Raw genomic sequence first — 9,326 nt, forward strand, 5'->3', positions numbered from 1 at the left:
GGAGCATCATCAGGAGACCGCGGCACACTCCGGCGGCGCGGGTTCTGTCGAAGGCGTCTTCGCGACGGCTTGTCCGCTGCGCCGCCACCACCAAAGCGAAAGCGCCAACGCCACCAGACCAACGAGCGCGACATTTAACGCGCCATCGAGCACCGCCGGCCAGTATTCGAATCTCACGACGTGATGCCCCGGCTGATCGATGCGCACTCCGCGAAACGCGTGATCGACCGGCACGCACAACACCGGCTGGTCGTCGACATAGGCGAGAATGTCATTCGGCACATAGGCTTCCGACAGCACCGCCAGACCGGCCGAGGGCGCCTCGATCTCGAAGGACGTCGTATTGTTCGTCAGCTTGTAATTGTGGGCCGGCTGGACGACCCGTTGCGCCAGATCCCGCGCGGGCAGCTTGAGCATGGCTTGCAGAGGAGCCGGTTCCACGGCGAAGGGCCGCCCATCGCCTTCTTCCACGAGCTTCCGCAAGCCGGGGCCATCCTTGTAGACGCCCACGGTGTCGGTGAAGAACGCCCGCGGCCACGCGGTCTCGCTCTGGAGCACGGTGAGGTCGGACGCGCTGAGGACCTTGGTGCCGGACGGTATGGGGCCGCTCTGGCCGGGCTCGGCGAGAATGTAGCGCACGTTGAGCATATCGAGCGCGCGATGCACCGACGTGAACTCCTCCTCCTTGACCTTGATCCGCCAGTCCCAGATTCGCTTGAGCCCCAGCGCGCTGGTCAGTTCCAGCATCGCCGGATTCATGAGCGCTTCCGGCCCGCTGATCGTCTCGAAGCCCAGCACGGTATTGAAGCCGGGCACCATCTCCCAGTCGAGGCCCACCACACGCCCCGGCTCGGTCGAAGCGGTGCGCACGGCTTCCAGCGCCGGCGACGTCAGGTGGCGCAGGTCCGTGCGCGTCTTGGGATTGCGCGTGTAGAAATCAAACTTCGTCTCCAGGTACATCCCGTGCCGAAAGTGCAGCGTCGCCAACGCGGCCAGCGCCACCACTCCCCACGCAGCGGCCGCCGGGCGCCGCAGCAACGCCTGTCGCGCGGCCCAAGGGAGGATGAGCAGCGCCGCGAACAAGGCCGGCACGTAGCCCACGAAAAAGGCACTCAGCGGAATGGATTCGCCGACCTTCAAGAGCGTGCGCCCGACCCGGTGCGCAGCGTCCGTGAGCCCGAAATAACTCGCGACGAGCACTCCCACGAAAGTCAGCATCAGCGCAAAATCCCCGAGCCATTCCTTGTCCCGCATCCGCGCCAGGCATTCCCGCAAGCCGTAGCCCGCGATGACAAAGAGCAGGATGAAGAGCACGCACGAGAAGGTGTTGTCGAAATGATAGATGTTCTTCAGGAACGGAATCGTCGCCGCCGTCGCGGGTGAGACCACGCCAAAGGCCAGCGCTCCCGCCACCACCGCGGGGAGCGTCACCGCCCAGAGCATTCTTTCCCCAGCGAGCGCCCGCACCCGCACCAGCGCCCACGCCGCCCCGATCAGCACGAAGAAATTCGTCGACGGATTGAACAGGAACTCGATCGGCATGAGCTGCCGGTGAAAGATGTCGTCGAACAGGCCGAGCGCCAGGCCGGGCGTCATCTGGTAGATGCGCGGCTCGTCGTAGGACGTGTGCGCCTTGCCGAGCGCGTCAAGAAAAGTCATCCACAGCGGCGCGCTGAGCAGCAGGAAGATCACATTCGCCCAGGCAAAGACCGCCAGGCGCTGGAGCCGCCACCGCAGCGGTTGCGCCGCGAGCAGCAGCATGAGGCCGCCGGCGGTGTTCATGAAGAGCAGCAGCGCGCTCATCTCCTTGGCCGTGCCGCTGTTCAGCTCCCACCAGTCCGCGAAGATCAAAAAGAACGACCACAGCGCGGCGCCACGCAGCGTCGGCGCGCGGGCGCCCTCGATCCACGCCAGCAGAATCCACGGCGAATAGCACAGGGAGAAGAACGCAGGGTGATTGTAGCGGTAGGCGAAGAACCCCATGAACGGCGCGGAAAGGGTGAGGAGCAACGCCGCCGCGAGGCTGCCGCTCGTGCGCCGCACCAGCAGGCCGATGGCAAACGCAAACAGCACCTGCGCCGTGATGAACTTCCAATCCCACGCCCACGATGCGCCACCGGTCAGAATCGCCGGCCATTCCAGCGGATCGCCGATCATCGAAAGGCTCTGGGCGAAAAGCGGGAGGCCGCTCCAGTTGTAGCGGCTCCAGAGGGGAAACTCGTGGTCCTGGAAAAGCGCGCGGTGCTGGATCATCGAGGCCGGCATGTTCCAGAGCATCGTCGCCCCGAGATCAGAGCCGACGGCGTTGTCGATGTGCCCGCCGGCCCCGCCCGGCACGGTGGGCTTGCCCTCGTAGAGCAGCAGCAGGCCATTGTCCGGCGAGACAAAGCTCTTGCCGCAGAAAATCACCGGGTGGCAGCACACCATCACGGAGAAAGCCGCCGCGCAAAACAGCGCCCACACGGGGTGCGCTCTCGCCCAATCCGCCAGGCGTGGAATCCAACTCGCCACCGCCAGGCGATCACCAAACTTCATCGACAGCCAGAGCGTCAGCGCCAGCGAGAAGGCAAAGACCAGGCAGACCTGCCAGGCCGGAGGCGGCATCTCGATCGCCATTTCGAGCGGCGGCTCGGGCCGGAATTGCAGCCCATTCTTTTCCTCCTGCGGCTGGGAATGGAACCGCAGCACGCCATTGGGCAGGAGCTCGGCAAACTTCGGATTGGCCGCCACGATGACCGACGGCGGAAACATCGCGATCACCTCCCCGCTTTCACTCGTCAGCCACATCTCGCGAATATCGGCTATCCCCCCTTCCACCCGCGGCACGAAATTGACCGCACACAGTTTCCCCGCGGGCATCGCAAAGCGCACGTGCGTCGCCCCACGGCCTCCCGGCACCTTCACCGGTTCTGTGCGTCCAAACCGCAGGCCCGAGCCATCCACGTCGAAGTGAAAAGCCACTGTCCCTGGCTTTTCGCTCACCACCGATGCCTCGAACCAGGCCTTTTCCGGCGGTTTTCCGAAGGGATTCCACCAAAAAAGCACGGTGCAGCACACCGCCAGCGCGAGGCAGGGCAGCAGATGCAGGAATAGGCGTGTAGGCTCGCGGGCGGGCAGCGAGTGAATCATGGGCGCGGCTGGTAATAGAAAGTGTTGTGCCACCGCGCGTGATTTCGCCGCGCCGGGCTCGTGCCTTGCTAAACAGATATCCGACATGATTCAAACAGCACCGATGAAACTCGCGCCCCCGCCCGAGCCGGAAGCGCCCCTCCCGGCGCCGCCGCCCGTTCCTGCGCCATCGGCCTTCACCCCTTGGCTGCTCGCCGCCGTGATCCTCGCCGCAGGCCTGTTCCTGCGGATCTGGCCTTGGGCGGGTTTTACCGGCACCGGCTTCGACGAGGCCCTCTATCGCGACAACGTCATCCGCCTCGATAAGGTCGGTCTCATCGGCTACCCGGCCATCTGCCAGCTTTACATCGAGGACCAGCGCAAGCCCGACGTCATCACCAAGCTGCCCCCCACCCGTTTCTTCTATATCTATGCCTCCTACTTGTGGAAACGCATGGAGTTCGGCGACGCACCGCCGGTCACCCCGCGCACCGAGCATTTCGCCCAGCGCGACCCTGCCCTGGTCTCGCTGCATCGGGTGGCCAGCCTCTTTTCCTGTCTCGGTCTCATCGTCAGTGGTGTAGCCGCGTGGCGCATCCTCGGCGTGCGCGCCATGCCGGCGGTGCTCGCACTCCTCGCCTTTTCCCCGCTGCAAATCCATCTCGCCCAGCACGCCCTCATCGATGGCGTCTTCACCTTCTGGGCGATCCTCAATCTCTGGCTCCTTTGGGAAAATCTTCAGCGCCCCAATGACCGGCGCTTCCTGGGGGCCTTCGCGCTCGGCCTGGCCGGCATGGTCCTGACCAAGGAAAACTCTTTCTTCGTCTACCTCGCACTCTGCGGCCTCATCGGGGTCAACCGCTGGGCGAAATTCGGCCACGTCACGCCGCGGCTCCTCTTCGTGGGCGTCGTCGGCCCGGCCCTCGGCGTCGCCACGCTCGTCCTCCTCGCCGGCGGCCCGCGGGAGTTCACCGAAATCTATCATCTGCTCGTCACCAAAGCCGAGACCCTCACCTACGCCATCAAGACCGGCGACGGCCCATGGTCTCGCTATCTCGTCGACCTGATGCTTCTCAGCCCAGCCGTCCTCGTGCTGGCGATCGGCGGCATCTTCTCCCAAGTGCGCGGTCATCGCGCCTACGTCTATCTGGTAGCCTTCGTGGGCTTCAGCTACGCGATCATGTGCAATATTCGCTACGGCATGAATCTCCGCTACGCCTCCATCTGGGATCTGCCGCTACGCGCCCTCGCCGCCGCCCAGGTCGGCGCCATCGCCACCCGCTTCGGTGCATGGAAGCCACTTGTCACCGGCGGCGTCATTGCCGTCCTCTGCGCCTACGACCTCCGGCAATATCATCTCTTCTTCGTGGAGGGCAGCCTCTACGAACTGGTCACCGGCGGGCTGCTACAGGTGGTGAAGATTTTAAAGTGACGTTGTTGCCGGGAGGGGGATCCCCTACCTTCATTCTTTTGGCACACGAGGTTTGATATATAATGAATCTCTGAAAAAGAAAGATTCATAATTCGTTTGGGGGCCTACATTGATAGAAACAGCGCATGGTCGCGGGGCCAATCAGTTATGTTGGACCAAAGTTCATGATTTTCGGCCTCGGATGAAGCCGCCTTAGCGCCTTCTGTCATTATTACCGTTGAGCAGCCAGATGCCCACACCAATGACAGCCACGAACATAATCACGCGGAAGACGAGTTTGAGGAATGCGCTCAGAATCACTAGTGAAAAAATCCAGTAAATGCCTAAAAAGAGCAGCATCCAAAATCCGACTGCTTTGAAGAAAGGAAAGAGCCGGCGAATGCTCTCGTAAAAACGCGCAATGCCCTCGTCTGTCACCTTATCAATGAGAGAGAAAAGAAGAATGCCATCAATCGCCTTTCGGACCACCGGCATTTTATTGAGCTTGCGGGCACCGGCTTCTGCGGCGACGCCAAAGAAGCCAACACAAAGGGAGGCGGTCAGCGAAATTAAAGCGAAAAGGAGGAATGTCATTTTTCTATCAATACCGTTGATGCGGATTGATCGCTGGGCTTCGAAGACTTCTTTTCGGGCTCCCACTTTGCCTGGGCCCATAAGAACACTATGAGACTAAAAACTCCCAACGTCGTAACGCTGGGCTTCCCAATCCATGTTTTCAAAACGCCGTCCGTCATTTTTTCGACACGATAGGCTATTTTGAAATTTGCTGCCAAAAGTATGAAATTTAGCAGAGCGATGGTAAACAGCGTCGTTGGCTTATTGATACCAAGCAGCAGCGGCTCGAAGGAAGGCCAGTAGGGCTGCTCCTTGAGGGCTTTCATCGCGGTGTCCCAAAGAAATCCGTATGTCAGCAAATTCAAGTCAGGCCCCACCAGCGAAACCGGAAGCTTGCCGAAGACACGGACCAAAACAACCAGCCAGACTGTCACGAAGACTGTAAGTATCGCGTAAGTGAGGCTGGGAATGTCAATATCCATGGCCCTCGTCAGCGAAATACGCACGCGACCTTAACCTGATCCGGACACGGGAACGTGGCGCATTACTGCTGGAAAGTATTAATACTATATCCGCGTCATCACTCCCAAACCAAGCCAGCACCGGTCGGAAACTCCCTGCTGCGCATGACATCAATTCGCCCTTCACGTGAGCCATTATGGGGTCAAAGGTGATTGAAGTAAAGCTAAAAACCGGGCTTGGTTTATTCTCCGAGACGGTTGTATTCCCTGGGTGATCTACCCTTGGCCAAGGACTCGACCAACGACCAATCAAAACCCGCTTCCTCGGCGTCAGGTGAAAGCCGCGCACCCTTGGTGGGGAGAAAAGGTTCGCGCGGCTTACAGAGTTTGACGCATCCCATTGTCTCCGCCGAGTTCATCTGAGCAAAGTCAAAGACCCCAGTCGCTCCGATCAGAATGGCTCGCCAGGAGGTACTCGTTTCCGTTGGCTTACGCCATCGGCTGCGTTCCCCTAGTCTAGTCCTCCCGACCTGATTTCCGACTGGTGTTTCAAACAGTTGCTTTTCAATTGGACGCCAGGACGACGATTCCCCCTATGGGCAGATTACACCCCCACGGTCGCGGCCTTCTTCATCTCGTCGCTGCGCTCGATCGTCTCCCGCAACAACGCCGGCACAGTCGGCAGCGCCTGGGCGCGCAGGAAGATCTGATAGCTGAACAGGCCCTTGCTGATCCTGATGAACGCCATATTGAGCGTCACCAACAGCCGGCCCAGCCAGTTGTCGCCCAGCGCCTTGGGAAAGGGCGCGGGAATTCCCTTCACCTCAGTCACCTTGTAGCCCGTCTGGTCGAAGAGCTCCTTGAGGGAATTGAACGTGAAGAGCCGCGTGTGCGTGCGATCGAGAATGCCTTTGCGCCCGTAGTTGAAGTGCCCGAGGAAGAGCATGAAGCGCGTGATGAAGAACCCGATGTTCGCCGTGGTCAGGACGATCTCCGGACGCTTCCGCCCGGTCGCCGTGCGCAGCGTTTCCATGAATACTTCCGGGTCGTGCAGATGCTCGATGACATCGAGCATGAAGATCTGGTCGAACTCCGAGACTTCCACGGGAAACTCATTCATATCGAGGTCCCAGCGGGTGAGCTGCACATTCGGCGCCGGCGCTTCCGCGGGCACGTATTGATCGATGCCCGTGACTTGCGCGGCTCGCGTGGCCAGTTCCTTCGCCACGTAGCCTTGCCCGCAGCCGATATCCAGCACCTTCGAGCCGGGTGTCACCGCCTCGACGGCAAAGGTATGCGACGATGGGAAACCCATCTTCAGGTCGTACGTGAGCTCCACCTGGCCAACATCGAACTTCCGATCGTAAAGCAGGTTCTTCTCGTGGCATTTCGCCCGCAGCATCGTACGGAAAATATCCCACGCGTACTTCATCCCGTTCACGTGGCAGATCTCGTCGCCGTAAAAGGTCGGGATCGGAATCTCGATGATGCGCAGCCCGGCAAAGTGCAGTTGCACGATGATGTCGGTGTCGAAATGGAAATCGTTCGAGTTGCGCTCGAAAGGAATGCGCGCCAGCGCCTTCGTCGAATACAGCCGGTAGCCACTGTGAAATTCGCTGAGGTTCGAGTGGAGCAGCGCATTCTGGAACTGCGTGAGCACCTGGTTCCCCACCCACTTGTAGAGCGGCATCCCGCCCTTCAGGGCGTCCTGCTTGTTGATCATCCGCGAGCCAAACACGGCATCCGCCTCGCCTTTGTAAAAGGGCTCGAGCAAGGCCGGCAGCTTCTCCGGCGCGTACTGGCCGTCGCCATGGATCAGCGCGACGATATCGAAGCCATTGTCGATCGCATAGCGGTAGCCGAGCTTCTGGTTGCCGCCGTAGCCCTGGTTCACCGGCGTGCGCATGATGGTGATCTTGAACTCACTCGTCTGGTCTTCGCGCTTCAGGCCCGTGTGAAACGTCGCGTCCTTCGACGAGTCGTCGATGACCAGCACCTCGACATTCCGCGTGCGCAGCTCGGCGGGAATACGGTCCAGGACGCTCTCGATCGTCTTTTCGGCGTTGTACGCCACGACGAAGATGAGCACTCGCTGGCCGGTGGAATCAAGGGACATAGGTAGCTAATAAGGTCACTGTGTGTCCGTTGCAAGACGCTTGGCGCCTTCTGTGTATTCACGGGAAGAGACGAATCTCAGAGAAAGACACGCGATCGCCGCCGCCGCGATGGGAAGCTCGTGGAGCACGAAACTCAGGGCGGGATGACCTACCAGAGCCTTGGGTATGTTCGGATTACGTACGGCCAGCGCCATCAACCACGTCTGGCCCACCAGCATCAGGAGCAGAAATATTCCAATGCCCAGTCCCCAGTTGCGGGGGCGCTGCCAAAGTCTCCAAATCAGGAAACCCCACAAGGAGATGGCCATGACCGGCGCCAGCACGCTCTCGAAAGGGCTTCTCGAGAAGGAATATTGGTGAAACGAACCCACCAGGCTGAGGACTGCCACGACCGCCAATAGGAAGATCGCTACGATATGGAATACGGGGTGAGGCTTGGGCGGAGTGGAGGGCGTCATGGGAATCCGGCTGGGGAAGCGGTCTTCAAGGTTTCGCGGTTCTGGGGTGCTCGCGCAGGTAGGCGGCCAGCGCCGCGGCAAGCTGCCGGCCGGTGGCGAGATAGCCCTCCGAGGTGCTCGCCGGCGTGTTCCAGGCGGTTTCGAGACACAGGGAAAGCGTGTGCGGCTGGCCGTGCAAGCTGACCCAATTGTTGCTGATCTGCCGCCAGAGCGGATGATAGCCCATCCCGCTCGCCCGGGTCTTCGGGTCATAGGGGATCGGCCCCAGGAAATGCTCGCGAGCCAGCGCCAGAAAGCGCTCCCGCCGCCGCCGGCCGACGTCCTGCAGCAGCGTATCTTCGCCCGTGTAAAAGTAGGTCCCAAGATCGGTGGCGCTGGGATTGTGCAAATCGAGGAACACATCGAGGCGCTGCTCGCCGGCGAGGGCAGCCAGCCGCTTTTGCGCGGCCGCCACTTCCGGCCAGTGCGGCGCGTCGGACCAATCGCGATTGTGATCCTGCGGCAGGGCTTCCTTGCCGCCATCGCCCGTGGCCACGTGATCCACGTCCATGATCGGGACAATGAATATCTCGGCGTGTTCGCGCATCCAGCGCGCCGCCTCATCCTCCCCGGCGAGCCATTCGGCAAATCCGCGGCACACCCAGCTCCCGCCGCTCTCCCACGCATGCTGCCGGGCCTGGACCCACACACCAAAGCAATCGGCATTGGGCGCACTGCCCGCATGGATGCGGACCGCCGAGACCTCGCGATCTTCGCGGGTCCGCGCCAGGGTAAAAGCCTCCGCAAAGGGGTGCGCGGCACTAAGGCGCGTCACGAGCGTGGTTGAATCGTGGGGCGTAAAAGGAGGGCCCCACGCGAGCCACACACGCGCCCCGGTCGCCGGCACCCGCCAGATCATTCCACCCGGGCGCTTCTCGCCGATCTCGGTGTGCTGCCACGATTCACCGTCGAAGGACACCGCCGCCCGCATCGGCGTCGCCCAAGCGGAAGACAAGGGGCGGCCTAGATTCTCACCCGCCTGCGGGATCGGGCGATCGGAGCCGAGCAGTTCAAAGTTGAGCGTCACGCCCGCCTCGGCGCCATCCACGCGCAACGACCACCAGCATGGCCAGCCCCGAGCCGGATCGCCCGCGGGCATGAAGCGAATCGTCCGCGTGTTCTGGTCAATCGACAGGATCCGCGCAGATCCCCCCTC

7 protein-coding genes are annotated in these 9,326 nt (G+C 61.5%); 1 reads left to right on the forward strand and 6 read right to left on the reverse strand.

Features of this window, described 5'->3' with window-relative positions:
- Positions 1 to 9 precede the first annotated feature (9 nt).
- A complete protein-coding gene (locus ABJF10_RS08110; protein WP_348544039.1) occupies positions 10 to 3,129 on the reverse strand; it encodes a hypothetical protein in 3,120 nt (1,039 codons plus the stop codon).
- Positions 3,130 to 3,232: 103 nt separating this feature from the next.
- Here ABJF10_RS08110 and ABJF10_RS08115 point away from each other — a divergent pair, with 103 nt between their 5' ends.
- Positions 3,233 to 4,540 carry a hypothetical protein gene (locus ABJF10_RS08115; RefSeq protein ID WP_348544040.1) on the forward strand — a complete coding sequence of 436 codons (1,308 nt, stop codon included), beginning with the start codon at positions 3,233 to 3,235 and terminating at the stop codon, positions 4,538 to 4,540.
- A 192-nt stretch (positions 4,541 to 4,732) separates the two neighbouring features.
- On the opposite strand, the gene ABJF10_RS08120 is transcribed toward ABJF10_RS08115, so the two are convergent.
- The 5 genes from ABJF10_RS08120 to ABJF10_RS08140 form a co-directional block, all read right to left on the reverse strand.
- Positions 4,733 to 5,113 (reverse strand): hypothetical protein, encoded by a 381-nt coding sequence (locus ABJF10_RS08120; protein WP_348544041.1) that lies wholly within the window; start codon positions 5,111 to 5,113, stop codon positions 4,733 to 4,735.
- The gene (locus tag ABJF10_RS08125; protein ID WP_348544042.1) at positions 5,110 to 5,577 is read right to left on the reverse strand and encodes a hypothetical protein; all 468 of its coding nucleotides are present in this window, start codon (positions 5,575 to 5,577) and stop codon (positions 5,110 to 5,112) included. The genes ABJF10_RS08120 and ABJF10_RS08125 overlap by 4 nt, the downstream gene beginning before the upstream one ends.
- Positions 5,578 to 6,160: 583 nt before the next feature.
- Complete coding sequence (locus ABJF10_RS08130; RefSeq protein WP_348544043.1) at positions 6,161 to 7,672, reverse strand: bifunctional glycosyltransferase/class I SAM-dependent methyltransferase; 1,512 nt, start codon at positions 7,670 to 7,672, stop codon at positions 6,161 to 6,163.
- Positions 7,673 to 7,687: 15 nt separating this feature from the next.
- Entirely contained in the window at positions 7,688 to 8,131 is a 444-nt protein-coding gene (locus ABJF10_RS08135) for a hypothetical protein (protein WP_348544044.1), read from the reverse strand.
- Between the two features lie 25 nt (positions 8,132 to 8,156).
- The coding region (locus tag ABJF10_RS08140; protein WP_348544045.1) for a M14 family zinc carboxypeptidase at positions 8,157 to 9,326 on the reverse strand (1,170 nt) is incomplete at its 5' end.

Source organism: Chthoniobacter sp. (assembly GCF_040003245.1).
In the GTDB taxonomy this organism is placed as follows: domain Bacteria; phylum Verrucomicrobiota; class Verrucomicrobiia; order Chthoniobacterales; family Chthoniobacteraceae; genus Chthoniobacter.